The organism is Chitinimonas sp. BJYL2, assembly GCF_027257935.1.
Lineage (GTDB): Bacteria > Pseudomonadota > Gammaproteobacteria > Burkholderiales > Chitinimonadaceae > Chitinimonas.
Genome location: NZ_JANZKW010000002.1, coordinates 564,289 through 590,557, shown reverse-complemented (window position 1 = coordinate 590,557; position 26,269 = coordinate 564,289). Strand labels below are relative to the sequence as shown.

The following is a 26,269-nucleotide window of genomic DNA, read 5'->3' as shown; positions in this document are numbered from 1 at the left end:
GCCTAACTTGATACAGCGAGCAAGTATGGCACAAGAGCAAAACCGACTCATCTGGCTGGACATGGAAATGACCGGTCTGGATCCCGAGCGCGAGCGCATCATCGAGCTGGCCGTGGTAATTACTGACAGCGAACTCAATACCGTGGCCGAAGGCCCGGTGCTGGTCGTGCACCAGCCCGACAGCGTGCTCGATGCGATGGATGACTGGAACAAGAATACCCATGGCAAATCAGGACTGATCGACAAGGTCAAGGCGTCCACGCTCAGCGAGGCCGAGGCTGAGCAGCAGATGCTGGATTTCATTGCCCAGCATGTGGCCAAGGGTACCTCGCCGCTGTGTGGTAACTCGGTGCATCAGGATCGCCGCTTCATGGTGCGCTGGATGCCCAAGCTCGATGAGTATCTGCACTACCGGATTCTGGATGTCTCCACACTCAAGGAGCTGTGCAAGCGCTGGCAGCCCGATATCTACAAGGGCCTCAAGAAATCCGGACGGCACGAGGCGCTGGCCGATGTGTATGAGTCCATTGATGAGCTCAAGTATTACCGCGAACATTTCCTCAAGGGCTGAACGTGGCGTCCGGGCTGGCTGAACAACTGGGCGCTGCGCTGCTGGCACGAGGTTGGCGGGTGACCACGGCTGAATCGTGTACAGGTGGCGGCATTGCCAGTGCGATTACCGATATCGCCGGTTCCTCGGCCTGGTTCGACATGGGCTGGGTCACCTACTCGAATGATGCCAAGCAGAAACTGACGGGTGTGTTGCCGGCCACCCTGGAGACCCATGGCGCAGTCAGCGAAGCGGTGGTGGCCGAGATGGCGCGCGGCGCCTTGGCTGCGTCCGGAGCCCAGATTGCGGTGGCGGTATCCGGCATTGCCGGGCCTTCTGGCGGTTCGGCGGCCAAGCTGGTCGGCACCGTGTGCTTCGGTTTTGCGCTGGCGGATCGTACCCTGACGGAAACCTGCCGCTTTGACGGCGACCGCGCTGCCGTGCGCGCGCAAACCATCCATCATGCGCTGGCGCATTTGCTGGCACTTACCCGGGAATCTGACACGGCATGACTACCATTGTTGTTGTCCGCAAGGGCAATCAGGTCGCCATCGCGGCCGACACGCAATCGACGTTTGGTGATACCCGGCTGGGCCAGCAGCACGATGCCTGGCCGGACAAGATCTTCGAGTCCGGCGGCGTGTTGTTCGGCCTGTGCGGTGCGGCAGCGCATGATCTGGTCATGCAAGCCGCGCTCAGCCGCAACCGCACACTGGATTTTTCCAGCCGCGCCACCATCTTTGAAAGCTTCCGCAAGCTGCATCCCAAGCTTAAGGAAGACTTCTTCCTGCGTCCCGAGGAAGAAGAGGATGACCCTTACGAATCGAGCCAGATGACCGCGCTGATCGCCAATACCCATGGCATCTTCGGTGTGTTCTCGATGCGGGAGGTCTACGAATACCGCCAGTACTGGGCCATCGGTTCAGGTCGCGACTTTGCCATAGGCGCCATGCGCGCTGTTTACGACCGCCCTGAACTGAGCGCGGCCGATATTGCCCGCGTGGGGATAGAAACGGGCTGCGAGTTCGACGTGAACTCCTCGCTGCCCATGACCCTGCGCACACTGGAACTGGGCGCCGCCTGAGCGCGCCCACTGATGACGAGAGACGTTTGATGAGCAAAGACATACTGCAACGCTTCCTGTTCGATGCCGCCCCGGTGCGCGGCGAGATCGTCCAGCTCGACGATGCCTGGCGCGCCGTGTTGCAGCGCCGCGCCTACCCGGCCGTGTTGCAGAAGATCGTCGGCGAGCTGATGGCTGCCGCCACGCTGATGACCGCCATGCTCAAGTTCGATGGCTCGCTGATCATGCAGCTGCATGGCAAGGGCCGGGTCAAGCTGATCGTGGTCGAATGCGAATCCGATCTCACCTTGCGTGCCACGGCTCGCTGGGATGAAGACGCCGGCGATCTGCCTGACGTATCACTGGCGGATCTGCTGGGGGATGGCCGTTTCGTGATTACCCTGGACCCGCGTGATGGCGGGCAAACCTACCAGGGTGTGGTCGGGCTGGCGGGTTCCAGTGTGGCCGCCATCATCGAGCACTACATGCAAAGCTCCGAACAGCTGGATACGCGACTCTGGCTTGCTTGTGATGAACACCAGACCACCGGCCTGATGCTGCAGAAGCTGCCGGCCGGCCATGGCGACCCGCATGCCTGGGAGCACCTGACCATGCTGGCCGATACGCTGACACCCGATGAGATGCGCACGCTCAAGCCCGAAGAGATCCTCTACCGCTTGTTCCATCAGGATAGCTTGAGGGTGATGGCCGAGGAGCACCCGCACTTCGGCTGCCGTTGCTCGCGCGAACGCGTGGGCAACATGCTGAAGATGGTGGGGCGTGAAGAAGCCGACTCGGTACTGGCCGAGCGCGGCAAGGTCGAGGTCAATTGCGACTTCTGCAACCAGCATTACAGCTTTGATGCTGTCGATGTGGCCCAGCTGTTTGCCGCGGATTCCACCGAATCTGCTCCGCAAACCCGGCACTGAGCCGCCAATTGTAAATATCGGTTAAGGCTGCCGCGCCCGGTAACACAGCCTTACACCTTGGTGCCTTGTCGACACGAAGTGCTGACAGGGCGTCCCTACACTGGCTCCCGTGTGCTGCCAATCCGTGCAGTGCGAATCTGGAGACAGGACCATGCGCTACATCCCCAAACTGATTACCGTCTTTGCTGCTGCCCTGGCTGTGTCGGCCCTGGCCGCGCCTGGCGATCAGCATGACCAGGCAATGCGTCATGCCGGCAAGCCGGCCCGCCACGATATGGGCCCCTTGGCTGATCTTGGCAAGATGCGCACCGAACTCAAACTCAGTGCTGAGCAAGACGCCAAGTGGACCGAGGCAGAGGCCGCCGCCCGCGCCGCTCACGAGCAACGCCGGGCACAGCACGAACGCCTGCGTACCATCATGGCGGCCGAGCGGGAGAAGGAAGTGCTGGACCTGGCCAAACTGGATCGTGAAATGCGTGCCGTACAGGACGAGGCCCGTGCCCAGCAGGAAGCAAGCCGCGCAAAATGGTTGGCGGCATACGAAAGCCTGAGCATTGAGCAGAAGCGTGCAGTCAGTGAGCGCATCAAGGCCAGAATGGCCAACAAGGCTGCGCGAGCCGAGCAGATGAAAGCCCGCAAGGCGCAGATGAAGGCGCGTATGCAGGCACGCCACCAGCAAGGCGAGGCATCCGCAGCCAAGGCGGCCAAGCCAGAGTAAACGGCTTTGGGTGCACGGCCGCCTAGCCTCGGCGGCGAGCCCGAATCTTGCCGACACAGGGTCCCTCGTATTTCCTTTGTGGCGATGAGCCATGCAGCTTTCCTGCATGGCTCTTTTCTTTTGTTTGCGGCTGAGCGTTGGTGCCCACGGTGACAAAGCCGGCACCCGGACGGCGCGGGTATCATGGGCGCCAGATCGTGCCGGTACCGCGGTGCGTGCTTGGCAGCGTTTCCCGGCGAGGGCGCGGCAAGATAGAATGTGGCCAGTCGCGGTGCCGCTTCAACAGCTTCGAGCCAGCCCACTGGCCGCCACCGCACGAGGGAGACGCATGAAAATCCTGTTGAGCAATGACGATGGTTACTTCGCGCCCGGTCTGGCAGCGTTGAGCCAAGCCCTGAGTGTTGATCACGATGTGCAGGTCGTGGCGCCAGAGCGTGATCGCAGCGGCGCATCCAATTCGCTCACGCTGGATCGGCCGCTGAGCTTGCGCCAAGCGGCGTCCGGTTTCTATTACGTGAATGGCACGCCTACCGATTGCGTGCACCTCGCAGTGACCGGCCTGATGGACCCGCGCCCTGATCTTGTGGTGTCCGGGATCAATCACGGCGCCAATATGGGTGACGACACCATCTATTCCGGTACGGTTGCAGCGGCGACCGAAGCCTATCTGCTGGGTATCCCCGCTATCGCCATCTCTCTGGCCCGCCATGGAGCCAAACATTTTGATACCGCCGCAAGGGTGGCCGCGGAGCTGGTTGCCCGCGTGCAGGCGCATCCGTTTCGTGGTGCCGTCTTGCTCAATGTGAATGTTCCCGACCGGCCGTATGCCGATCTCCAAGGCTGGCGAATCACCCGACTGGGTCGTCGTCACAAGGCGGAGCCTGTGATCCGTACCGAGAACCCGCGGGGAGAAACCATCTACTGGGTGGGGCCGGTCGGCAAGGCGCAGGATGATGTGGAGGGCACCGACTTCTGGGCCGTCGAGAACGGTTTCGTGTCGGTGACGCCGCTACAGATAGACCTTACTGCCTACAAGCAGCTCGACTTCATGAACGAGTGGTTGCAATGAAGCATGATTTTTCCGGTATCGGCATGACCTCGGCGCGCACCCGCGGTCGGCTGGTCGAGCGCCTGCGCCAGCAGGGTATTCGCCATGAGGAAGTATTGGGCATCATGGGCAATACACCACGCCACATCTTTGTGGATGAGGCGCTCGCTCATCGTGCCTATGACGATGTGTCCCTGCCTATTGGTCAGGGGCAGACTATATCCCAGCCCTATATCGTGGCCCGCATGGTCGAACTGGCCGTGGGTGCGCCAAAACGTGAGCGCGTGCTCGAAGTAGGGACCGGTTGCGGTTACCAGACGGCTGTTCTCGCGCAGCTTTTCAAGACGGTTTACTCCGTTGAACGGCTCGGCAATCTGCTCGACAAGGCGCGTGTGCGGTTGCGGGATTTGCGTTTAAGCAACATTCGTTTGCGTCATGGTGACGGCTTTATCGGCATGACTGACGCCGCGCCGTTTGATGCGATCCTGATTGCTGCTGCGCCCACCTTTGTGCCCGAAGCCCTGTTGAGCCAGCTGGCGCCCGGTGGACGCATGGTTTTTCCCCTCGGTAACCTTGATCAGGAATTACGAATGATTGAGCGTACCGAGGACGGATTTATCGAGTCCCGTCTCGAAAAAGTCCGCTTTGTGCCCATGTTGCCCGGCCTTGCCTAGCATCAACAAAACTGTCATCGTGGCGCGGTAGTCTTTCAACTACTCGCTACGCACCAATGCCAATTAGAGGGAGTAACGAGTTGAGCGTTTGTCGAATCGCCGGATTGTTGTCCGCCTTATTGCTGGCCGCTTGCGCGTCCGATCCGGCACGTTCTCCTGCTCCCATTGTTGATCGCACACGCCCGCTCGGCGTGGCAGCCGGCAGTGTCGCGCCCGCAGCGACGTCGGCAAGACCCGTGGCGGATGTACCAGGCAAGAGTTACACAGTTAAGCCGGGCGACACCCTCTACAGCATCGCGCTGGAGAACGGTTCCGACTACAAGGAAATTGCAGCCTGGAACCAGCTCGCCGATGTGAATCTGATCAAGGTGGGTCAGGTGCTGCGCCTGACCGATCCGGCCGATGATCCGGCGCCTGCCGAACCGCCAAGCGGTGTGGTGATTCGTCCACTCAAGCTCGACGGTGGTGCTGCGCCCGCGCCGGTGGATGCCCAGCCTGCACCCGTGGTGGCGAATGCCGCCTTCCCCAAAGCACTCAAGTTTCCCTATGGCACCGATGCCGCGTCTGTGGCACGCCAGTCAGAAGGTGCAGCGACCAGTGTTGTAAAACCGGCAGAAGTGCCGCCAGCGGAGAAGCCCGAGCTCAAGCCCGAGGCCAAACCCGCCGATACCAAACCAGTCAATCCTGCCACCGGTGAAGAGGAAATCAGCTGGTCCTGGCCCACTGTGGGTCGTGTGATCGGGCCTTTCTCCGAGAGCAGCAAGGGCATCGATATTGCCGGCAAGCTTGGCCAGCCTGTTCTGGCGGCTGGCGGCGGCAAGGTCGTGTACGCCGGCACGGGCCTGCGCGGTTATGGCAAGCTCATCATCATCAAGCACAACAAGACCTACCTGACAGCCTACGCCCACAACAGCCAGTTGCTGGTGAAGGAAGGGGCCACCGTGAAGAAGGGAGACAAGATTGCTGAGATGGGAAACAGCGACGCAGATCAGATCAAGCTTCACTTCGAAATCCGGCGCTTCGGCAAGCCGGTTGACCCAACGAAATATCTGACGGCAGGCTCACCATGAACGACTCCATGGATACCATCGACGAAGAACTCATCGACGAGGATTTGCTCGACGAGGAGGAAGATGAAGCAGCCGATGAAGCAGATGCCGAGGGCGATGCCCCCGCTGCCGAAACGGAGAAATACTCGGTGGAATCCACCGGCGATGTGACACAGATCTATCTCAACGATATCGGTCACAACGCTTTGCTGACCCCCGACGAGGAGCGCCGTTTGTCGCGCCTCGTGGTCAAGGGCGATTTCGATGCCCGGCAGAAGATGATCGAACACAATCTTCGCCTTGTCGTGAACATCGCCAAGCACTACATCAACCGCGGCATGGCCCTGCTGGATCTGATCGAAGAGGGCAATATCGGCCTGATGCACGCGCTGGAAAAGTTCGACCCCGAGCGGGGCTTCCGCTTCTCGACCTATGCAACTTGGTGGATCCGCCAGAGCATCGAGCGCGCAATCATGAACCAGTCGCGCACCATCCGTTTGCCGGTCCACGTGATCAAGGAACTCAATGTCTATCTGCGTGCACAGCGCCATCTTGAGGCACAGATGGGCCGCGAGCCGACGATGGACGAGATCGCCTATCAGGTCGACAAGCCGGTCGAGGAAGTGCGTCGGGTGATGAACCTGAACGAGCGCATGGCCTCGCTGGATGCGCCGCTCGATATCGACCCGATGCTGTCGATTGGTGAATCGATTCCCGACGAGCAGCAGGATGGGCCGGATGTGGTGTTGCAGAACGCCGAAGTCCAGCGCTATGTGCGCGAATGGCTCAAGCAGCTCAACGACAAACAACGCATGGTCATCGAGCGTCGCTACGGGCTCAATGGCTACGATATCTGTACGCTGGAGGATCTGGCGGCCCACCTGCAGCTGACGCGGGAGCGGGTCCGGCAGATCCAGATCGAGGCGCTTGAGAGCCTCCGGCGGCTCTTGCGGCGCCAAGGTGTATCGCGCGATGTCTTGTTAGGCTGAGCACGTACCCCCAGCTAAAAGGCCGGAAGCAATTCCGGCCTTTTTGTTTTTGCATCATCGGCGCAGGGCAGGGCGCGCCGCCTTTGTTAAAATCCCGTCTTTGGCCCTTAGTGGCCGGCGTTTCCCTTTTTGAGGACAGCATGCTCACCGTCTACAACACCCTGGCCCGCGAAAAGCAGGTCTTCACGCCCATCGAACCCGGCCGGGTGCGCATGTATGTGTGCGGCATGACGGTGTATGACCTCTGCCATATCGGCCACGCCCGCATGCTGGCCGCGTTTGACGTGATCTACCGCTGGCTGCATGCCTCGGGCTATGACGTGACCTATGTGCGCAACATCACCGATATCGAAGACAAGATCATCAAGCGCGCTGCCGAACGCGGTATTACGCCCGATCAGCTGGTCGAGGAAACCATCGCCGACATGCACGCCGATCTGAGCCAGCTCTATCTGCTGCCGCCTACGCACGAGCCGCGTGCCACCCAGCATGTGGACGGCATGATCGCGATGACGGCCAAGCTGATCGAAAAGGGCCGGGCCTACCACGCTGCCAATGGCGATGTGTACTACGCGGTGCGCGAGTTCCCCGGCTACGGCAAGCTCTCGGGCAAGTCGCTGGACGATCTGCAAGCCGGTCAGCGTGTGGAAGTGGACCCGAACAAGCGTGATCCGCATGACTTCGTGTTGTGGAAATCGGCCAAGCCCGGTGAGCCGAGCTGGGAGTCGCCGTGGGGCCCTGGCCGCCCTGGCTGGCATATCGAATGCTCGGTGATGTCCGAGCACCATCTGGGCAGCCATTTCGATATTCACGGTGGTGGCGAGGACCTGCAGTTCCCGCACCACGAGAATGAAATCGCCCAGAGCGAAGGCTGCCACGATCACACCTATGTGAACTACTGGATGCACAACGGCTTCTTGCAGCTGAGCGGCGAGAAGATGTCCAAGTCCTTGGGCAACTTCTTCACCATCCGCGATGTGCTCAAGGCCTTTGATGGCGAAGCGGTTCGCTTCCTGATTGTGAAGGCCCATTACCGCAGCCCGCTGAACTACAGCGAAGACCTGATCCGCGATGCCAAGGCGGGCCTGGATCGCTTGTACACCGCGCTCAAGAACACGCCGCCCACCGGTCGCGCACCCATCGACTGGACCAGCAGCTATGGTCAGCGTTTCAAGACCGCGATGGACGACGATTTCAACACTGCCGAAGCCGTGGCTGTGTTGTTTGATATGGCGGGCGAGGTCAATCGTAGCGGCTCGGGCGAGCTGGCTGCACAGCTCAAGGGTCTGGCCAATGTGCTGGGTCTGCTGCAGCGTGATCCGGAGGCCTACCTGCAAGGTGGCCCTGCGGGCGAGGGCGAGCTGGGCGCTGCACAGATCGAAGCACTGATCCAGGCACGACTCGATGCGCGCAAGGCGAAGAATTTTGCCGAATCGGACCGCATTCGTGCCGAGCTGCTGGAGCAGGGTGTGGTGCTGGAAGACGGCCCGCAAGGGACAACCTGGCGGCGTGCCTGATTAGTTCGTTGCGTCACAAAAGGCCGGCTTCATTGCCGGCCTTTTGTTTTGCAGATGTAGGGTGTAATCAGCGCAGCGCATTGTGCCGCGGGCATTCGGTGCAATGCGGCTGGCGGCCTTATTGCGCCCTAAGTGGACGACCAAAGCGCGTGGCGCGCGGGCGCTGCCCCAGTCGATAGACGTGCTGCTGGAAGTATGTGGCGGCTGCGGGTAGCTCCATCCCCATGGCTTCGACTTCCGCCCAGCTCACCGGCTTTCCGATGGTGAGCGGCAAGTGGATGGATCGATTGCCAAACGCCTCCTTGGCCAGCAGCAGCATGGCGGCCGGTTTGTACAGCATCGACCAGGCATAAAAGCCCAGCGAATTCCGCCCGCCGATATGGATGGGCAGGATGCTGGCCTGCGCCCGTGCCGCCACGCGCAGGAATCCCGTCCGCCAGATGCCATCGCGGATACCGCGCGGGCTGGCACGCGATACCTCGCCACTAGGGAAGATGATCACTGCTTCGCCACGCGCCAGCGCTGCATCGATACCGTCCACATTGCGGCGGTTGTTGCGCCCGCCCAGATTATCAACCGGCAGCAGGATGTCGCGCGCTGGCTTGAATTGCAGCAGCACATCGCTGACTACCATGCGTACATCGCGACGTATGCGGCTGATCATCTGGATCAGCGCCGCACCATCCAGGGCGCCCAGTGGATGGTTGGCCACGACCACTAGTGGCCCGGTGGCAGGAATGTGTTCGATGCCGGTAGCGGTGTAGCGCACGTCCAGAAAGTCGATCAGCCGGTCGTTGAAGGCCAGTCCGGTGTGGCCTTCGCTGTAGCGCATCAGTTCATTCAGGCGCTTTTCGCGCAGCAAGGCTTGCAAGCCCAAGACCACGGGTTTGCGCACGGCGGCTGGTTTGCACGCAAATGCAGGGAAGCGCTCGTTAAGCAGATGTTCGATGGAAATCACGCGCCGGCCCTCCAGTGTTACCCGCCTGTCGACAACGGGAGTGGATCGAGTCTGGCAAGCGTTCACGACAGGCATATTTCAGCGCCCAAAAAAAGCCCCCGAACTTGTCGGGGGCTTTTGCCTACTGCACAGCGGTGATCAAGCTGATGATCAGTCCACGTGGTAGTTCGGCGCTTCCTTGGTGATCTGCACATCGTGCACATGCGATTCGCGCATGCCGGCCGAAGTGATCTCGACAAACTCGGCACGCTCGCGCATGGCCTGGATGGTGGGGCAGCCTACATATCCCATGGAAGAGCGCACGCCACCGACGAGCTGGTGAATCACGGCAGCCAGCGGGCCCTTGTATGGGACGCGGCCTTCGATGCCCTCGGGCACGAACTTGTCGGCGTTGTTGACGTTGTCCTGGAAGTAGCGATCGCTGGAACCCTGGGTCATTGCGCCCAGCGAACCCATGCCACGGTAGCTCTTGTACGAGCGGCCCTGGAACAGTTCGACTTCCCCCGGTGCCTCCTCGGTACCGGCAAACAGACCACCCAGCATCACGGCGTGTGCGCCGGCGGCGATGGCCTTGGAGATATCGCCAGAGAAGCGGATGCCACCGTCGGCAATCAGCGGGATGCCGGTGCCGGCCAGCGCTTCGGCCACATTGGCCACGGCGCTGATCTGCGGGACACCCACGCCAGCCACGATACGCGTGGTACAGATGGAGCCGGGGCCGATGCCGACCTTGACGCCATCGGCGCCAGCCTTGACCAGTGCGAGTGCCGCAGCGGCGGTGGCGATATTGCCGCCAATCACCTGCACATGCGGGAAATTCGTCTTCACCCAACGCACGCGGTCGAGCACGCCCTGACTGTGGCCATGGGCGGTATCCACCACGATCACGTCCACGCCGGCTTCCACCAGCAGCTGCACACGCTCGTCGGTGTCGCCACCCACGCCAACCGCCGCACCAACCAGCAGACGGCCCTGATTATCCTTGGCCGCGTTCGGGTGTTCGGTGGTCTTGATGATGTCCTTGACGGTGATCAGGCCCTTGAGGCGGAAACCGTCATCCACGACCAGCACGCGCTCCAGGCGGTTGGTGTGCATCAGCTCGCGGGCTTCCTCGATGCTGGCACCCTCACGTACCGTGATCAGGCGCTCTTTCGGGGTCATGATGCTGGAGACCGGGGCATCGAGGCGGCTTTCGAAGCGCAGGTCACGGTTGGTAACGATGCCGACAACCTGGCCGTTGGCTTCCACGACTGGCAGGCCGGAAATGCGGTGCTGGCGGGTCAGGGCCACTACATCGCGGACCAGCATGTCGGGCTTGATGGTGACCGGGTCCTTGACCACGCCGCTTTCGTAGCGTTTGACCTTGCTGACTTCCTGCGCCTGAGCACGTGCAGGAATGTTCTTGTGCACGATACCGATGCCGCCTTCCTGCGCCATGGCAATGGCCAGACGGGCTTCGGTGACCGTATCCATGGCGGCGGAAACAAGCGGGAGATTGATGCGGAGATCGCGCGTCAGCTGGGTCGAGAGATCGACATCGCGCGGCAGGACTGCGGAGTGGGCGGGAACGAGCAGAACGTCGTCGAAGGTCAGCGCTTTCTGGATGACACGCATGGCTAAGTCCTTGGCGGCAAAAGTCGATTATACCGACCGTGACTCCCTTTGAACACCCTGCCGCGATGCAGCATGGGTTTGTCCGTCGCGCCCGGAGCGAGTTTGCAGGCGGCTTCACCTGCTTTCTGATGCATGCACTATGCTTCAAACAGGGCGGAACAATAAAAGCTGGGGAGACCATGAATTCCGATTCCAAATTCAGCGTCGGGCTAGTCATGTCCGGTGGTGGTGCACGTGCGGGCTATCAGGTTGGCGTGATGCGTGCCATCGCCAAGATGTTGCCCAAAGACGCACCCAATCCCTTCAAGATCATTTCCGGTACCTCGGCCGGCGGGATCAATGCGGCTGCACTGGCAGCCGGATCGCGCGAGTTTCGCAAGGCCGTCTGCCGGCTTGAGTATGTGTGGAAGAACTTCAAGGTCGAGGAAGTCTACAAGACGGATGTCGGCAGTACCTTCAAGCGTCTGGGGCACTGGGTGGGTTCATTGCTGTTCGGGGGCTTGGGCAAATTCAACCCGCGTTCCTTTCTTGACAACAGCCCGCTGGAAGCCTTGCTGGACAAGATGATCGACTTTGGCGACGTGCAGCGTGCCATCGACGAGGGGGCGCTCTCCGCCCTGTGCATTACCGCATCCGGTTACAACTCGGGGCAGTCGGTATCATTCTTTCAGGGGCTGGATACCCTGCAAGGCTGGAACCGGGTTCAGCGCGTGGGATGCCGCGCCAAGATCGAGGTTCGCCATCTCATGGCAACCTCGGCCATTCCGCTCGTGTTTCCGGCGGTGCGCATCAACCGTGAATGGTTCGGTGATGGCTCGGTCCGTCAGGTCGCCCCGATCAGTCCTGTGCTTCATCTGGGGGCGGACAAGGTGATGGTGATCGGGGTTTCGCCACCGCGCGAGGAGTCTGCCGAGCGCCTGTATGCACCCAGTTACCCTAGCTTGGCGCAGGTGGCGGGTCACCTCATGAACAGTATCTTCATTGATGGCATGGAGGTGGATCTGGAGCGGATCCTGCGGGTGAACCGGACGCTCTCTTTCATTCCGGAAGAAACGCGCGCAAAGTCAGAGGTCAGCCTCAGGCAGGTGGAGATGCTGATCATTGCGCCATCCAAACCACTGGAGCAAATTGCTGCGCGCCATACCGGGCATTTCCCCTGGACCTTGCGCTTTATCCTCGGCGGTCTTGGCGCGCTAAAGCGTGGTGGCTCGGTGCTCGCGTCCTACTTGCTGTTTCACCGCGACTACACACGCGATCTGATCGAACTGGGTTACAACGATGCGATGCGGCGGCGCGAGGACATCCTGCGCTTTCTCGGCTATGATCCAGCCGCATTTGATCCGTCCGCCAACGAGCCGGACGACCCCGAAAGCCAAGAGGAATAAGCAGTGCTGCGAACACTCGTTGTGCTTGTCCTGACGCTGGTCCTGAGTGCCTGCGGGCTCGCCCAGAAGCTTCGTCAGTCCTCCGTCACCCGGCCTCCGAGCCGTGTCGTCACCGTGGAGGCCCCGCGACCTGATACCAAGGTGCTGCTGGCACCGGCAGATTGGGGCGAGTTGGCGCGTGATGCGGCCTACCGCATTGCTCAGCGTGCTTCCCAGAACAAGGAACTGAGCAGCCGCCCCATCTGGGTCATCGAGCCCACGGTGCGCACACAGTTCTCCATAGCCCTGCATCAGTATCTGCAGAGCAATCTGACCGAAATGGGCATGACGGTATCGCAAAAAGCGGGCGCCGATAATCTGGGGCTGCTTGCTGAAGTGCAACCAGTCCGGCTTGCCAGCGGCATGCAGGTGGTGGTCACGGCCGCACTGGGTAACGGTTCACGCTACCTCTTCCGGATGACCGAGTCGTATGCGGTGAATACCGCCGATGCCCGGCTTTATGACGCCTCGTTTACACCGCCACCACCACCGCCCACTGCAGTGACCCGGATGCCCGTGAAAGGTAAGCCTTGATGCGCACACCTCTGTTGCTGGCTGCCTGTCTGGTGCTTGGCAGCTGTGCCCAGTATCAGGCCGGGGTCAAGAACCCGCTGATCCGGGTGAGCTACGACGCCGCCGACCAGTTGCTGGCGCTGGCCAAACCGGCCATTCCCAAAGACGCACCGCTGATTGCGGCAACCTTTGTCAATATTGATCATCTGACCCATAGCTCCACCTTGGGCAGGATGCTGGCCGAGCAGGTGGCTGCGCGCTTCACCCAGCAGGGTTATGCGATGGTTGAGCTGAAACTGCGGGATAGCGTGTTCGTGCAGGAAGGTCGTGGCGAGCTGTTGCTGTCTCGCGAGGTGCGGGACCTGAGTCTGGCGCACAATGTGCAGGCCGTCGTGGTGGGCAGCTATGCCGTTACACCGGAAAAGATTTTCCTCAACATCAAGATTGTGCGCCCGCAGGACAACCGTGTACTGTCGGCACACAACATCGCAGTAAGTGTCGATGAAACTACGCAGACCTTGCTGCTGTCTGAACCGTCCTGAACCTCAACGTGAAACTGCTGATCGATGAACTGGCTGCTTAATCGCCGGGTGGGCTTTCTTGTGCTTGCGCTTGCCTGCGCCGGCATGATGGCTTTCGCCCTGTACCTGCAATACTACAAATATCTCAATCCCTGCCCGTTGTGCATGTTCCAGCGGGTCTTCGTGATTGGTGTCGGTGCCGTTGCCTTGCTGGCTGCCCTGCATGGCCCCGGGCAGCGGCGTTACCAGATCTATGGCTTGTTGGCTGCCGTCTTGGCGCTGGCCGGGCTGGCGATTGCCGTACGGCATACGCTGCTCCAGTATTTCCCGCCGGCATCCTTGCCCACTTGCGGGGCGGGTCTGTTCCAGATGCTCGACACCACGCCATTGGGTGAGGTGGTCGTGACGGTGCTCAAGGGCAGTGGCGAATGTGCGGTGATCGACTGGACCTTCCTGGGCTTTTCCTTGCCGGGTTGGAGCGCCGTGGGCTTTGCCGGCTTGCTAGCGGGCGCACTGGCCCTGGCCTGTGTGCGTCGTCGTTAGCCGGTTGTCCATCCCCATGAAAAAAGCGCCATGTAATCCATGGCGCTTTTTTGTTGGCGGCGCCTGCATGCGCCTATGCGTTACGGATAGCCTGTAAAGCAGGGGGCATGGGCTGGTACGCTTTGCTCAGCTAGCCAGAACGCTATTCAGGTCTGCCGTGGGAATCTGTTTCTGTAGGCGGCTCGCTGCCTCGGGATCGTTGGCCAGAAAGTAAAAGAATTCGCGCGCCAGGGTCACAAAAACCTGCCAGCGTTCCTGTTGGGTGATGTAAGCGAGTACCTGATCCACACCGGTCCGATAGTTATCGGTGTTCTGCACCATGTCGCGGATCGTGTACAGCAACAGTTTGATCAGCTTGATGCGTGCATGGACGTTGGCATCCTCCAGCCCGAGCTTGCGCAGCTCTTCGGCATAGCGGACCAGACTCTTGAGCTGATGCGTGTGGCGCTCAAGCTGTGCCAGGCTGGCATGCGACCAAGGGTCGGCATCCATTTGTCCCAGTGCCGCTTGCAGGCCGCTGCCGCTGTTACCGCCAAGAGTCGCTGCCCCGCCCGCCGAGGCACTGGTTGCCGGGCGCGGAGCGGGCGATGAGGTTGCCTGGCCCGAAGTATCCGGCGCCTCACCGCTCCAGTGCGGGTAGAAATCACGGATCAGATCAACAAACTGCACGTCTTCCGGGAAGTTGCGCAGGGTCAGCTCTGCGGCTTTGCGGTAGCCGGTGCCATCCTGGGGCAAATCGCGCAGCGTGGAAATCAGGTGGCGCAGGAAGTGACGCGCCAGCGTCAGCTGCTTGTTGGATAGCCCGCGGCGCTTGAGTTCTTCGCAGTACTGCTCCAGTGCTTGGTCGGGAGTAGGGCGGCTCATGGTCTCGTAGGCGGTGGGTTAGCGGGTGCTGACTAGCGGGCTAGGCGGCGTTGGCAATGGCACTGGATTCGCCTTGGTGATAGCCGTTCCAGTAGTAGAAGAACTCGCGCGCCATATCAGTGAAGAGATTGCGCGTTTCATCCTTGGTGAACAGCGTGAGCATGGCATCCACGCCGGCGCGATAGGCCAAGGGCGTCTGCTCGGCATGGCGAATGATGTATAGCAGCAAGGACAGCAGGCGTTCGCGGATATCCAGCCCGGCGTTATCCATGCCCAGTTGCTTGAGGTGCTCAACATAGGTGCCGAGGCAGGGCGGGGCCGATTTTTCCCAATGATCGGCGTCCATGCGCGCGAACATGTCGACCAGCGATCCGCGCAAATCGAGCTGGGTGTTATCCAGCGAAAGCGCATCGGCAGCATTGAGCTTGGCGATCATTTTCAGATCGCCAATCCAGAAGGGATAGAACTCACGTGCGGTGGAAATGATTTCCACCTGTTGATCCGAGGGGAAATTGGCGATGGTCTGGTCGACTGCGCGGCGGTAACCCGCGTCATCGTCGGTCAGGAACCGATCGGCCAGCGCTTCCAGCCGGGTGACCAGATGGCGCAGGAAATGTTTGCGCCGCGCCATGATGCTGGTAGCCGCCCCTTTATTCTTGAGGAGGCTCAGATAGGCATTCAGGGCGGTTTCGGCTTGCTGTGCGTCGAAGGCAGGCATGGCACGGCTGGCTAGAGAGTTGATTTCATTCTAGTCGATACCGCGGCGGGGTGGGCAAGACAGGTTTGGTAGAATGTCGCCATGATCAGACTTTCTTCCCTCACTCTGCGCCGCGGCACCAAGGTTTTGCTCGACCGCGTCGACCTCATCCTCAATCGTGGCCAGCGTATTGGCGTGGTTGGCCCCAATGGCGCGGGCAAATCCAGCTTTTTCGGCCTGTTGCGTGGCGAGCTGCATCCGGATGCAGGCGATATTGATCTGCCCCCCACCTTGGTCGTGGCTTCGGTGCGCCAAGAGACGCCGGCACTGCCCCGTAGTGCGCTGGATTATGTGCTGGATGGCGATGCGGAGTTGCGGGCTATCCAGCAGCAATTGCAGAACACTGAGCACGATGGTGTTGCCCATGCGGAATGGCTGAGCCGTTTTGAAGCGGTGGACGGCTACAGTGCCGAGGCACGGGGTGGCAAGTTGCTGTACGGCTTGGGTTTCAGGGCGGACGACCTGAACCGGCCAGTGGCCAGCTTCTCGGGCGGTTGGCGCATGCGCCTGAATCTCGCGCAGGCGCTGATGTGCCGGTCTGACCTGTTGCTGCTGGACGAGCCCACCAACCACCTGGATCTGGATGCCGTGCTGTGGCTGGAAAACTGGTTGGCGAGCTATCCGGGTACCTTGTTGCTGATTTCGCATGACCGGGATTTTCTTGATGCCACAGTGAATGTGATCGCCCATCTGGCTAGCGGCGCCATCACCCTCTACACAGGTAACTATGCCGATTTCGAACGGCAGAAAGCCGAGCGACTGGCGCAACAGCAACAGGCATTCGACAAGCAGCAGCGCGAGCGCGCCCATCTGCAGAAATACATCGACCGCTTTCGCGCCCAGGCCACCAAGGCGCGCCAGGCGCAAAGCCGCATCAAGGCGCTGGAGCGGATGGAGGATATCGCCGCGGCGCATATTGATTCGCCTTTTGACTTTTCATTCCGTGATCCCGTCAGCAGCCCTAGCCAGCTCTTGTTCATCGAGCATGGTGCAGTGGGCTATGGCGGCAACCATCTGCTTGAAGAGGTGGAGCTGAGTATCGAGTCCGGTGCACGTATCGGCTTGCTGGGACGCAACGGCGCAGGCAAATCCACACTCATCAAGTTGCTGGCCGGTGAGTTGACCCTGGCGGCAGGGCAGCGTGTGGACGGCAAAGGCCTGGCGATTGGCTACTTTGCGCAGCACCAGCTTGAGCATCTGCGTCTGGACGAAAGTCCGCTGTGGCATATGCAGCAGCTTGACCCGAAAACGCGTGAACAGGAGCTGCTGGATTTTCTGGGCGGCTTTGATTTCCGGGGGGAGATGGCACGTAGCGCGATTGCCCCGTTTTCCGGTGGCGAAAAGGCACGCCTCGCCTTGGCGCTGATTGTCTGGCAGCGCCCAAATCTGCTGTTGCTGGATGAACCCACCAACCACCTGGATCTCGAAATGCGTCATGCCCTGACGCTGGCGTTGCAGAACTACAGCGGCGCGATGGTGGTGGTCTCCCACGATCGTCACCTGCTGCGTGCCACGACGGATCGCTTCCTGCTGGTCGAGAATGGCCGGGTTGTCCTGTTTGATGGGGATCTTGATGATTACAAGCGCTATCGTGATCAGCAGCCAGCGCAGGATGGCGGTGTGGCAGTACCGCGTGATGGCGGTGGAGACCGCAAGGCGCAGAAACGTCAGGAGGCGGAGGAGCGTCAGCGTCTCTCGGTACTGCGCAAGCCGCTGGAGAAAGAGCTGGCCAAGGTGGAAACACAAATGGCCAGGCTGACGGAGCGTCTGTCGCAACTGCAAGACCAGTTGGCCGATGAGGCCATCTATCTCGACGCCGCCAAGGAACAGCTCAAGCAGGCTCTGCGTGAACAGGGCGATGTCCAGGCCAGCTTGCAGGATGTAGAGGCTCGCTGGCTCGCGCTGCATGACGAGATCGAGGCGCTGGCCTTGCCTGCCGCATGAGCCTGGCTCAGCCTGCACCGACCCCGTCGCGCTGGTTGCGCGCAGCCTTGCCGGCGATGTTCATCCTGCTGGGCGTGATCTACGCGACCTGGGCGTCGCGCCTGCCTGCCATCCGTGACCTGCGCGTGCTCGATGCGGCCACGCTGGGGACCATCCTGCTGGGTGGCGGTCTGGGGGCGGTCTTGTCGTTTCCGCTCGCTGCCTGGCTGCTCGCTCACTATGGTGCCCGACGTGCTGCTTTGTATGCGGGCTTGGGGCTCTTGTTCGGCCTGCCTTTGCTGGGTGTGTTGCCTAACTGGTGGCTGCTGTTCGCGGGCGTCTTTGTGCTGGGGGCGGCCAGCAGCTGCTTTGATGTGGCCATCAATGCCATCGGGGCGGAGCAAGAGCGTGAGGCGGGGCGCTCGATCATGTCCATGCTGCATGCCTGGTTCTGTGTGGGAACCTTCTCGGGTGCCCTGGTGGGCAGTGCAGCGGCTGGATTGGGCTTGTCGCCGCTTTGGCACTTCCTGCTGGTGGCGTTTGTTCTGCTGCTGATGCTGATCTGCGCTTACCGCATTCTGCCTTGCGATGCCCCGGACCCGGATGCCGGCAAGAAGCACTTTGCCCTGCCGCATGGTGCTTTGATCTGGCTGGGCTTGATTGCATTTCTGGGCGCGATTTCCGAAGGCTCGCTCACCGACTGGATTTCGCTCTATCTCACCGATCACCTGCATGCCAGTGAAGCCGGCGCGCCATTGGGCTATGCCGCCTTTGCCGGCGCGATGCTGGTTGCGCGGCTGGTGGGCGATCGTCTCAAAGATCGTTTTGGTGCACGCCGGCTTGTGGCGGGCAGCAGCTTGCTCGCCGCGGTGGGGCTGGGGGTGGCGATTGCAGCACCCAGCTTCGGTGTTGCCGTGATCGGTTTTGTCCTGACCGGCCTGGGCGTGGCGGCGGTGTTTCCTTGTCTTTTCAGCGCCGCTGGCCGCGAGGGCCCCACCGCACTGGCCGGCGTGGCCACTCTGGGTTACAGCGGCTCGCTGATGGGGCCGCCGCTTATGGGCTACGCGATCCACGGCTATGGCTATGTGTTCGGCATGGCGCTGCTGGCGGTGGTCAGCGTGTTTGTTGCCGTCGCGGCGATGCGGGCGAGGCTGCTGGTTTAGGTCTTTTTATCTTTGAGCATGGCTTGGTAGGCGGCCAGTGCCTGCGCCATGCCGGCATTGGGCCGGGCGCTGTCACCCAAGCCAAACTCGGCTTGCAGGCTGGTCTTGTTGGTGTTGATGTAGTGGATCACCCGGTCCAGATTTGCCAGCCGGTTACGGATGAAGTTGTTGTCGGCATTCAGCAGCTCGGCCGATTTGGCGAAGTGGGCGCTGAAGTCATCCAGCGTCTGCAAGGCTCCCGTGCGATGACTGGCCAGGGTGGCATCGAGTTGCGCAGGGTCGAAAACGGCCTGCTTGCTGATCGGGTCGATTCTGATCCCGAGTGCCGCCATGCCTTTGACACCATGCTGCGCCCCCATGAACGGGTTCTCGATGCTCTGGCCCAGTTCGTAACGCGACATTTTTGCCGCATTGGAATTGGCCAGCGCGCCGCCAGCCTGCATCTCGTCGTCGAATTCCCGCACCCACTGGTTGTACTCATCGACAAATTCCTGCAGCTCGGCACGGATCTGCGCATTGCTGCTGGCGGTGCCGAGCTCGGCCAGTTCCGCGCCCTCGGCCCGCATCCCGGCGACTTCGCCCTGCATCTGGGTGAGGGCGGCAAATTCTGCCTTATGGCTTACTTCGCGCGTGTTGATCAGGCTCATCATCTTGTAGCCGGCTTCCGGGTCCAGCAGCGACATATTGCGGCCCGAGGCGCTGAGCCCTTGTAGATGGGTAGCCTGCATGCTGTTGCCGAGCAAGGGATTGCCGCTCGCATCATCTGAACCGCTGACCATGCTGCCGCTTTCCTGTTCGCGTGGGTCGGAGAGTGCCGCGCGGATCAGCGTATTCATGGTTTCGGACTGGAACTGCGCTAGCTGTACGGCAAAGGCGTGCTTGTCGGCGGGTACCGAGTTGTCCCGCAGCGCGTTGAGCTGGGTTGGGTCAAAGCCGATTTGCGAGCTGTGCTTGATGGACATGGTGGCCTCCGTTGCAGGGTGGCAATGCAATATGTCATATCAAGCAAGATGCGCGCCCTGAACAGGACGCGCATCTGCCGTTTGTCGTGTTGCGCCCGGCTGTGGACCGGGTTTGCCATGGCCAGCGCGCAATGCGTTGGACCCTGGTCGACGCGATTTCCGGCGAACGGCTAAGGCACGATGACCTTGATCCGGTTGCTTTCCTTGCCGACGCGATCCACTGCCGTGACATAGAACTGACTGGCTGCACCCAGCGTGGCATCGTCAGCCAGGGTCAGGGTGGGGCTGCTGGCCTGGACCACCGTGAAGCGCCAGCTGCTACCGAACAGCGCCCATACTGCAAACTGGCGCGTGGCCTTGCCGGCGCCGGCCGTCAGTGTCAGCGTCACGGTTTTGGCGCTGGCATTGCGGGATGCGCTGGCGACCGGATCGGGCGTCGGGCTGTTATCGAGCCAGCCGGCATGCGGTATCAGTGCCGGTGCGGTGTAAGTGCTGGCCTTGAGTTCATCGGCCAGGCCACGGGTGTCGGCAGGCGCCTTGCGGTTCTGCGTGATACCGACGGCACTGAAGTGGACATGGCCCGCGGCACTGGTGCCTTGGCGCGTCAGGTTGATCTGGTTGATGATTTCACTCACCGGCCAGGAGTTGCTCGTGCCATCGATCTTGGTGGTCCACATCCCTGGCCAGATATGCCGGTTTTGCCAGTTCTGCCCACGCCAGTAGGTTTGCAGGATGTCGAACTGCTGGCCTGTCTGGTTGATCTTCCAGTAAAGCTGCGGCGAAAAGTAATCCAGCCAGCCGTTGTTGAGCCACAGCTCGGCATCGGCGTAGATTTCATCGTACTGGCTGAAACCGACAATCCCGGCAGGGCGCAGACTGGGTTTGCCGATGCCGAACGGTGCGATGCCAAAGCGGGCGAGTGGTTTGTACTGGCGCACGGTGTTGTACATGCGGTAGACCATGTCATTCACCGATTTGCGCCGCCAATCTGCCTTGCTCAAGCTGCCGCCCGCCGTCAGATAGCGATTCCAGGCCGGGCTATCGGGGAAGTCCACCTTGTTGCCGCTGCCGTCGTACACCGGGTAGGGATAGAAGTAGTCGTCGATGTGGACGCCATCAATATCGTAGCGGGTCAGCACATCGCTGATCACGGCAATGGTCCGGTTGGCGGCTACGGTTTCCGCGGGGTCCATCCACAACATACCGTCATAGCTCTTCACGACTTCCGGATTGCTGTAATAGATATGGCTTCCAGCCAGCGCGCCCGCCCCCTTGGCCTTCGCACGGTAGGGGTTGAACCAGGCATGTAGCTCGATACCGCGCTTGTGCGCCTCGGTAATCCACATTTGCAAGGGGTCCCAGCTCGGGCTGGGGGCCACACCTTGTTGACCGGTCAGGTACTCGGACCAGGGCTCCAGCGTGGAGGGATAGATGGCATCGGCCGCCGGACGCACCTGCAGGATCACCGCGTTCATATTGGCGGCCTTGGCCTTGTCGAGCATGCTGATCAGCTCGGCTTGCTGCTGCGCCACCGTGAGGTTCTTGTTGCTGGGCCAGTCGATATTGGACACCGTCGCCACCCACATGGCGCGGAATTCACGCGGGGCCAGCGGTGGCTCGGTCTGAGTCACAGGGGGGCTGACCACGGTGACGGTAATGGTGCGTGTATCCAGCAGGTTGCCGTTGCCGTCATAACCCTTGGAAACGAAATTGCGGGTGCCCAGGGTATTGAGCAAAGGCGGCGTGATGGCAAACAGGTTGTTGGCGTTACGTACCGTGCTGCTGCCGATCTGGTAGATGTCGGCAAACAGGCGGACTTCCTTGATCCGTGGGCTGGCGGCGATACGTACCTCGCTGCCATTGGTGTAGCTGCTGCCGTTGGCGGGCGCGTAGAACAGCTGATCCACCACATTGATACGGATGCTGGTGCTGGTGAGCTGTGTGCCACCAGCATTGAGCGCTTTGGCCACGATATTGCGCGAGCCCAGGTTCGTGAAGGTGTAGCTTGCGCCCCAACCATTGGCAGCATTGAGAGTCAGGAAGGGGTAGCCATCGGCCTCCAGGCTGACCCGATCAATATCGGTACTCACGCTGACCTTGAAGGCCACGCCGTTCACATAGTTGCCATTGTTGACGCTGGGCGTGACAAAAACGACGCTGGCGGCCCACAGTGACGTGGTGGCGGCGATGAGCAGCGTCAGTAAGTAACGCAGGCACCGGTGGCCGATGCCGGCACTGGCGGGAATGCATTGCGACATGCTGTGCTCCTGTAGATGGAAGACCAGACCCCGGCCACCGTGCCATTAGCGCTGCACGAAGTGGACTGAAGCCGGTTATAGGAGCACTTGCACAGGGATCACATGAACGTAAACGCAGGGCGCAATAACCCTGAGTGAGGAGGTCTAATCCTTCCTGGCTACCAGCGCGCGTACAAGGTAATCGAGGCGCCATTTCCCCGGTAAGAGGCGGCGTGAAGGATGAAGCGGCTTAGACCATTGTCGAACTGTCTGTGTCACCCGCGCTGTGTTCGGGGTGAGACAGTCTGAACACCGCCTCCGGGTTGCCTGGCTGTCGCCAGGCCATTGCGACACAGTATGGTTTCCTCGGCATGGCCAGCCCGCATGCGCTCGATCGCCGCAGGTGCCGACTGACCTTGCCTGGCAAGCGTTGCTGGCCAATTACTGCCTCGGAGCCGCCGGTTTACAGATGCCACTCCAGCTGTAACGACACGCCGCGCTCGCGCGTGCCCACGCCGGGCGCATTGCCGAACTTGTTGTGCCAGTACCGGTAGCCTAGCCCTGCGTAGACCGCATCCTTGCGCTCTGCAATGAGCGAGCCGATATCTGCCATGAGGGCAGCGTTCAGATAGGTTTCCGGTTTGGTCTCGGCGAGAAAGCCGTCGCGGCCTTTGGCGGGGATGTAATTGAGGAAGCCCTTGAAGCGCATGGGTACACCACCGGCATCAAAGGGAATGCCCCAAGCGGTATCGAACTGCCAGGTACGCTTGAAGTGGATCTTGTTCTGTTTGGCGAACGAGAGTCCGTTGTGGTTACGCTCATCCCGGTAAAACACGCTCATGTCCCAGAAGCCCTGGGGTACATCGAACTTGAGTGTCGGGCCGATGACCAGCATGCGCTTCTTGGGGGCGAAGGCCGTGTTCTTGGTATTGGCATCAAAGCCGCCCGTGATCGCAAGGTCTTTGACCGGTCCCCAGGACATATCCTGACCAGACAGTTTGCCCATGGACATCTGGTGGCGGTAGAGCAGGTAGATTTCCTGCGCCCCTTCCTTGCCGCCGGCAGCGGGATCTTTGTCATCACTGATCAGCAGATCCACATTGAGCAGGTTGCTGCCCAGGCTGTAGCCGCTGACATGGTTGAACTGGACGATGTGTTTGGTGATGTCGTGCGGGATGGCGGGTTCGGCATGGTTGGTGCCGTAGCGATACCCGATAAAGGTATCGCTCCAGGTAGCGGCCGTCGCGTGGCTGGCTGCCATGGCGATCATCAGGGTCATCAGCGACTGCTTCATGCTTGTCTCCTTGTTGGTATGCGCACGGGTCCGCAAGCCGGAGCAGATGTTGCAGCCGCTTGCCACCTCAAGGGCGGGCGACCAGTGGTGTCATGCCGTCACTGACGATGATCGTGCAGCCCTTGTTACATTGTTCATAGAGCATCTTGCGCGCCTTGACGTCCTCAAGCTTGATGAATTGTTCCGGCGTCAGGCTCATTTCATTGCGGTAGGCATTGTCCGCAGCGGCGCGTGCGCGTTCGGCTTCCTTGCGCTGGTTCTCGGCCTCGCGGGCCGCTTCCATGGTCTTGCTGCGCTGTTTCTGGCGGCCGGTTTCGTTGATTTCCTCGATGATCTTGCCATCCGGCAACACCTTGCCCAGATTCACATCCAGCACGGCAATCGGCAGGCCGTAGTCCTTTACCAGCTTGCGGGTGGCGCCAAGGATGCTCTCTTCGAGCTTCTGCAATGCCTCGTTGTCCGATAACAACTGGTTCAGGGTGTACTGCTTGGCCGCATTACGCACGATGGTGCGGTACTGCTCCTTGAGGTTGTTGTCGTACCAGCGCTCGCCATACTTCTTGATGATGGCCACCGGGTCGTTGATCTGTAGCTGCAGGTAGGAATTGAAGTCCACCGGGATGTTGTCGCCTGCCGTGATCAGGTCGTCAAAGCGCTCGTCGATCTTGATCGGCACCACCGGCACAGTGATTCCGCTGGTGGACCACCAGTACCAGCCCGAACCGGGTTTCTGGCTTTCGTCACGGACGCCGCCGTGACCCACGAAGTAGGGTTTGTCCAGCAGCACGGTTTCCGTACCCGGATCCGTGCTGATCCGGCCGCAGCCGGCGAGAGGGAACAGGCTGAGCATGCTCAGGCCGGCCATAAGGAGACGTGCAGGTTTCATACCGTTTTCATCCATGAAAAATGCCCGGAAAGCAGGGCTTCCCGGGCAGTATGGCAGTGCTTGCCAGTAGTGTGCTGGGTATTACTTGCCCTGCAGATGCTTCTGGAAGAAACGCAGCGTATGGCCAATCGTGGCGACCTGGTTCTCGCGCTTCTGGGCACCATGGCCTTCGTCAGCAAAGATGATCAGATCGGACGGCACACCCTTCTTCTGGGCTGCGTCGTACATCTGGATTGCTTCGCCCACCGGCACACGCGGGTCGCTGGCACCCTGGATCACCAGCAACGGGGCGCAGAGCTTGTCGATATAGGTCGTGGCCGACAGCTTGATCAGTGCGTCACGGTCCTTGACCGGATCACCGTATTCCGAGGCACGCAGGGCGCGGCGATACGGGGCGGTGTTTTCCAGGAAGGTCAGCAGATTGCTGATCCCCACGTTGGAGACACCGGCATCGTAGGCGCCAGCAAACATGGTCATGCCGATCATCGTCGCGTAACCACCATAGCTGCCGCCGCTGATGCCGACCTTGGGTGCTACGCCATTCTTGGCCCAGGCCTTCTTGATGTAGATCGCTGCATCTTCGATATCGGTAATCACATCCAGGCGCTTGGCGGCGTTATCGGCGTGAATCCAGGTTTTGCCGTAGCCATCCGAGCCGCGCACGTTCGGCTGCACATAGATGAAGCCTGCATCCACGTAGAGCTGTGCCACCGGCGAGAAGCCCGGTGTGGACTGGCCTTCCGGGCCGCCGTGGAAGTTGACGACGACAGGGCAGGGGCCAGGATCGCACTTGGCCGGGCGACGCACGACCATGGGGATAGGCGTGCCATCGCGTGCCGGGTAGGTTTCGATGGTGGCGGCCGAGAAGGTGCTGGTATCGATTTCCGGCGAGGACGGCAGCACCCACTGGGTCAGCTTGCCGGTCTTCCAGTCGAACACATAGCTGGTGCTCGGTGCCTTGGCCGTGCCCACGCCCAGGGTGATCTTGCTGCCATCGCGTGTGACGCTGCCGATGCCGACATGCTCGGCACCCTTGAACTCGGGCAACTTCAGCGGTTTGTAGGTACGGGCATCCAGCGCGTAGCTCTTGGTGTAACCGCCGTCATTGACGGTGTAATAGATGCGTTCACGCTTGTCGTCGATGCTGAAGCCGGCCACATCCCATTTGAGTTCAGGGGTGATGGGTTCGAGCTTGTCGCCGGTCTTGCGATACACACGGTAGAACTCGCCGATCTTGTTGGTGTGCACCAGCATTTCGCCGGGCTTGGCACCATAGCGGGCGCTGTACATTTCCTGCTCGCCCTGGCCGATCACCGGGCTGAACTTGCCGTCGGCCGGGTTCCATTCCCACACTTCGCGGTACAGGCTGCTGGGCACATGCACCATCAGCAGGCGGCCGTCGGCACGGTAGTCGACGATATTCCAGGTGCCCTTGCGGCCGAACAGCTTTTCCTTCTTGCCGGTGGCAATCTCGTAGCGATAGAAGGTGTAGCTGTCGCGCACTTCATCGTTGCTGCGGTAGTAGACGTAGCGGCTGTCGTCGCTGATGAACTCGAAGAAAGTCTGCACGCCCTTGATGTGCTGGATGGGGATCAGCTCACCGCCCTTTGGGTTTTGCAGATACAGGCCGGGGTTCTCTTCGCCCTTGCGGTCGCGCTGGACAACCAGCCATTTTCCGTCAGCCGAGATGTCGGCGAGGTTGGTGGCGTCTTCACCGCCAGTCATCTGCACGGGGAAGGCTTGCGGGCCGTCAATGCGCCAGATCTGCGGCGTGCCGGTGACGCGCCAGCCAAAGTACAGCGACTTGCCGTCGGGGCTCAGAACACCGCCACCGGGGGCGCGCAGATCCAGAATCGACTGCACCTTGCGGCTCAGGTCGGCATCGAGCGCCTTGGCGCGGAATTTTTCCAGCGTCTCTGCACTGACGCTATCGGCACCCAGACCCTTGTAGGCGGTGTCGGCAGCGTGGGCGGCAAAGCTCGCGGCAATCAGGGTAGCTAGCAGCGTGGCTTTCATGGAGTTGTCACCTTTTGTCATGGTGGTTCAGGGGTAAAGGGGCAAGTAGCCTGCTGC

General features: G+C 60.9%; 25 protein-coding genes. 16 read left to right on the top strand and 9 right to left on the bottom strand.

Annotated elements, in window-relative coordinates; all coding sequences use genetic code 11:
* Positions 1-25 precede the first annotated feature (25 nt).
* The 10 genes from orn to cysS all read left to right on the top strand — a co-directional run bounded on the left by orn (position 26) and on the right by cysS (position 8,537).
* A complete protein-coding gene (gene orn, locus O9X62_RS08275; protein WP_269532336.1) occupies positions 26-571 on the top strand; it encodes an oligoribonuclease in 546 nt (181 codons plus the stop codon).
* Positions 572-573: 2 nt separating this feature from the next.
* Positions 574-1,062, top strand: coding sequence for a nicotinamide-nucleotide amidohydrolase family protein (locus O9X62_RS08270; RefSeq protein WP_308446447.1), 489 nt, complete (start codon positions 574-576; stop codon positions 1,060-1,062).
* Positions 1,059-1,634, top strand: a complete 576-nt coding sequence (locus tag O9X62_RS08265) for an MFS transporter (protein ID WP_269532335.1) — start codon at positions 1,059-1,061, stop codon at positions 1,632-1,634. The genes O9X62_RS08270 and O9X62_RS08265 overlap by 4 nt, the downstream gene beginning before the upstream one ends.
* 29 nt (positions 1,635-1,663) lie before the next feature.
* Complete coding sequence (gene hslO / locus O9X62_RS08260) at positions 1,664-2,542, top strand: Hsp33 family molecular chaperone HslO (RefSeq protein ID WP_269532334.1); 879 nt, start codon at positions 1,664-1,666, stop codon at positions 2,540-2,542.
* A gap of 151 nt (positions 2,543-2,693) precedes the next feature.
* On the top strand, positions 2,694-3,260 hold the full coding sequence (locus O9X62_RS08255; protein WP_269532333.1) for a hypothetical protein: 567 nt from the start codon (positions 2,694-2,696) through the stop codon (positions 3,258-3,260).
* Between the two features lie 328 nt (positions 3,261-3,588).
* Positions 3,589-4,329, top strand: coding sequence for a 5'/3'-nucleotidase SurE (gene surE / locus O9X62_RS08250; RefSeq protein WP_269532332.1), 741 nt, complete (start codon positions 3,589-3,591; stop codon positions 4,327-4,329).
* Between the two features lie 23 nt (positions 4,330-4,352).
* Positions 4,353-4,982, top strand: coding sequence for a protein-L-isoaspartate(D-aspartate) O-methyltransferase (locus O9X62_RS08245; RefSeq protein ID WP_374708392.1), 630 nt, complete (start codon positions 4,353-4,355; stop codon positions 4,980-4,982).
* Between the two features lie 236 nt (positions 4,983-5,218).
* Positions 5,219-6,052: a peptidoglycan DD-metalloendopeptidase family protein gene (locus tag O9X62_RS08240; RefSeq protein ID WP_269532330.1), complete on the top strand. Its 834-nt coding sequence runs from the start codon at positions 5,219-5,221 to the stop codon at positions 6,050-6,052.
* Positions 6,049-7,020, top strand: a complete 972-nt coding sequence (gene rpoS, locus O9X62_RS08235; protein ID WP_269532329.1) for an RNA polymerase sigma factor RpoS — start codon at positions 6,049-6,051, stop codon at positions 7,018-7,020. The genes O9X62_RS08240 and rpoS overlap by 4 nt, the downstream gene beginning before the upstream one ends.
* A 140-nt stretch (positions 7,021-7,160) precedes the next feature.
* Positions 7,161-8,537: a cysteine--tRNA ligase gene (cysS, locus tag O9X62_RS08230; protein WP_269532328.1), complete on the top strand. Its 1,377-nt coding sequence runs from the start codon at positions 7,161-7,163 to the stop codon at positions 8,535-8,537.
* Positions 8,538-8,655: 118 nt separating this feature from the next.
* Here cysS and O9X62_RS08225 read toward each other — a convergent pair whose 3' ends face one another.
* Both O9X62_RS08225 and guaB read right to left on the bottom strand, forming a co-directional pair.
* Entirely contained in the window at positions 8,656-9,495 is an 840-nt protein-coding gene (locus O9X62_RS08225) for a 1-acyl-sn-glycerol-3-phosphate acyltransferase (RefSeq protein WP_269532327.1), read from the bottom strand.
* A gap of 150 nt (positions 9,496-9,645) precedes the next feature.
* Positions 9,646-11,109 carry an IMP dehydrogenase gene (gene guaB / locus O9X62_RS08220; RefSeq protein ID WP_269532326.1) on the bottom strand — a complete coding sequence of 488 codons (1,464 nt, stop codon included), beginning with the start codon at positions 11,107-11,109 and terminating at the stop codon, positions 9,646-9,648.
* A gap of 179 nt (positions 11,110-11,288) precedes the next feature.
* Between guaB and O9X62_RS08215 the strand changes: the two genes are divergently transcribed.
* Genes O9X62_RS08215 through O9X62_RS08200 form a run of 4 tightly spaced genes read left to right on the top strand, consistent with a single transcriptional unit; the run spans position 11,289 to position 14,110 of the window.
* Positions 11,289-12,494 (top strand): patatin-like phospholipase family protein, encoded by a 1,206-nt coding sequence (locus O9X62_RS08215; protein WP_269532325.1) that lies wholly within the window; start codon positions 11,289-11,291, stop codon positions 12,492-12,494.
* A 3-nt stretch (positions 12,495-12,497) separates the two neighbouring features.
* Positions 12,498-13,067, top strand: coding sequence for a hypothetical protein (locus O9X62_RS08210; RefSeq protein WP_269532324.1), 570 nt, complete (start codon positions 12,498-12,500; stop codon positions 13,065-13,067).
* On the top strand, positions 13,067-13,588 hold the full coding sequence (locus tag O9X62_RS08205; RefSeq protein ID WP_269532323.1) for a FlgO family outer membrane protein: 522 nt from the start codon (positions 13,067-13,069) through the stop codon (positions 13,586-13,588). Before O9X62_RS08210 ends, O9X62_RS08205 begins: the two co-directional genes overlap by 1 nt.
* Positions 13,589-13,612: 24 nt before the next feature.
* Positions 13,613-14,110: a disulfide bond formation protein B gene (locus O9X62_RS08200; protein WP_269532322.1), complete on the top strand. Its 498-nt coding sequence runs from the start codon at positions 13,613-13,615 to the stop codon at positions 14,108-14,110.
* Positions 14,111-14,236: 126 nt separating this feature from the next.
* On the opposite strand, the gene O9X62_RS08195 is transcribed toward O9X62_RS08200, so the two are convergent.
* Together O9X62_RS08195 and O9X62_RS08190 are read right to left on the bottom strand one after the other, a co-directional pair.
* Positions 14,237-14,974, bottom strand: coding sequence for a hypothetical protein (locus O9X62_RS08195; protein ID WP_269532321.1), 738 nt, complete (start codon positions 14,972-14,974; stop codon positions 14,237-14,239).
* A 40-nt stretch (positions 14,975-15,014) separates the two neighbouring features.
* Positions 15,015-15,692 carry a hypothetical protein gene (locus O9X62_RS08190; RefSeq protein ID WP_269532320.1) on the bottom strand — a complete coding sequence of 226 codons (678 nt, stop codon included), beginning with the start codon at positions 15,690-15,692 and terminating at the stop codon, positions 15,015-15,017.
* Between the two features lie 81 nt (positions 15,693-15,773).
* Between O9X62_RS08190 and O9X62_RS08185 the strand changes: the two genes are divergently transcribed.
* Together O9X62_RS08185 and O9X62_RS08180 are read left to right on the top strand one after the other, a co-directional pair.
* Positions 15,774-17,675, top strand: coding sequence for an ATP-binding cassette domain-containing protein (locus tag O9X62_RS08185; RefSeq protein WP_269532319.1), 1,902 nt, complete (start codon positions 15,774-15,776; stop codon positions 17,673-17,675).
* Positions 17,672-18,817: an MFS transporter gene (locus O9X62_RS08180; protein WP_269532318.1), complete on the top strand. Its 1,146-nt coding sequence runs from the start codon at positions 17,672-17,674 to the stop codon at positions 18,815-18,817. The genes O9X62_RS08185 and O9X62_RS08180 overlap by 4 nt, the downstream gene beginning before the upstream one ends.
* Here O9X62_RS08180 and fliD read toward each other — a convergent pair.
* From fliD to O9X62_RS08155, 5 genes are all read right to left on the bottom strand, one after another.
* Complete coding sequence (gene fliD / locus O9X62_RS08175) at positions 18,814-19,779, bottom strand: flagellar filament capping protein FliD (RefSeq protein WP_269532316.1); 966 nt, start codon at positions 19,777-19,779, stop codon at positions 18,814-18,816. The genes O9X62_RS08180 and fliD overlap by 4 nt on opposite strands.
* Positions 19,780-19,949: 170 nt before the next feature.
* Positions 19,950-22,037, bottom strand: coding sequence for a glycoside hydrolase family 10 protein (locus O9X62_RS08170; RefSeq protein WP_269532314.1), 2,088 nt, complete (start codon positions 22,035-22,037; stop codon positions 19,950-19,952).
* Positions 22,038-22,479: 442 nt separating this feature from the next.
* Positions 22,480-23,310: a hypothetical protein gene (locus O9X62_RS08165; RefSeq protein ID WP_269532313.1), complete on the bottom strand. Its 831-nt coding sequence runs from the start codon at positions 23,308-23,310 to the stop codon at positions 22,480-22,482.
* Between the two features lie 67 nt (positions 23,311-23,377).
* Positions 23,378-24,196 (bottom strand): SPFH domain-containing protein, encoded by an 819-nt coding sequence (locus O9X62_RS08160; protein ID WP_269532312.1) that lies wholly within the window; start codon positions 24,194-24,196, stop codon positions 23,378-23,380.
* 81 nt (positions 24,197-24,277) lie between these two features.
* Entirely contained in the window at positions 24,278-26,212 is a 1,935-nt protein-coding gene (locus tag O9X62_RS08155; RefSeq protein ID WP_269532311.1) for a prolyl oligopeptidase family serine peptidase, read from the bottom strand.
* Positions 26,213-26,269: the final 57 nt, after the last annotated feature.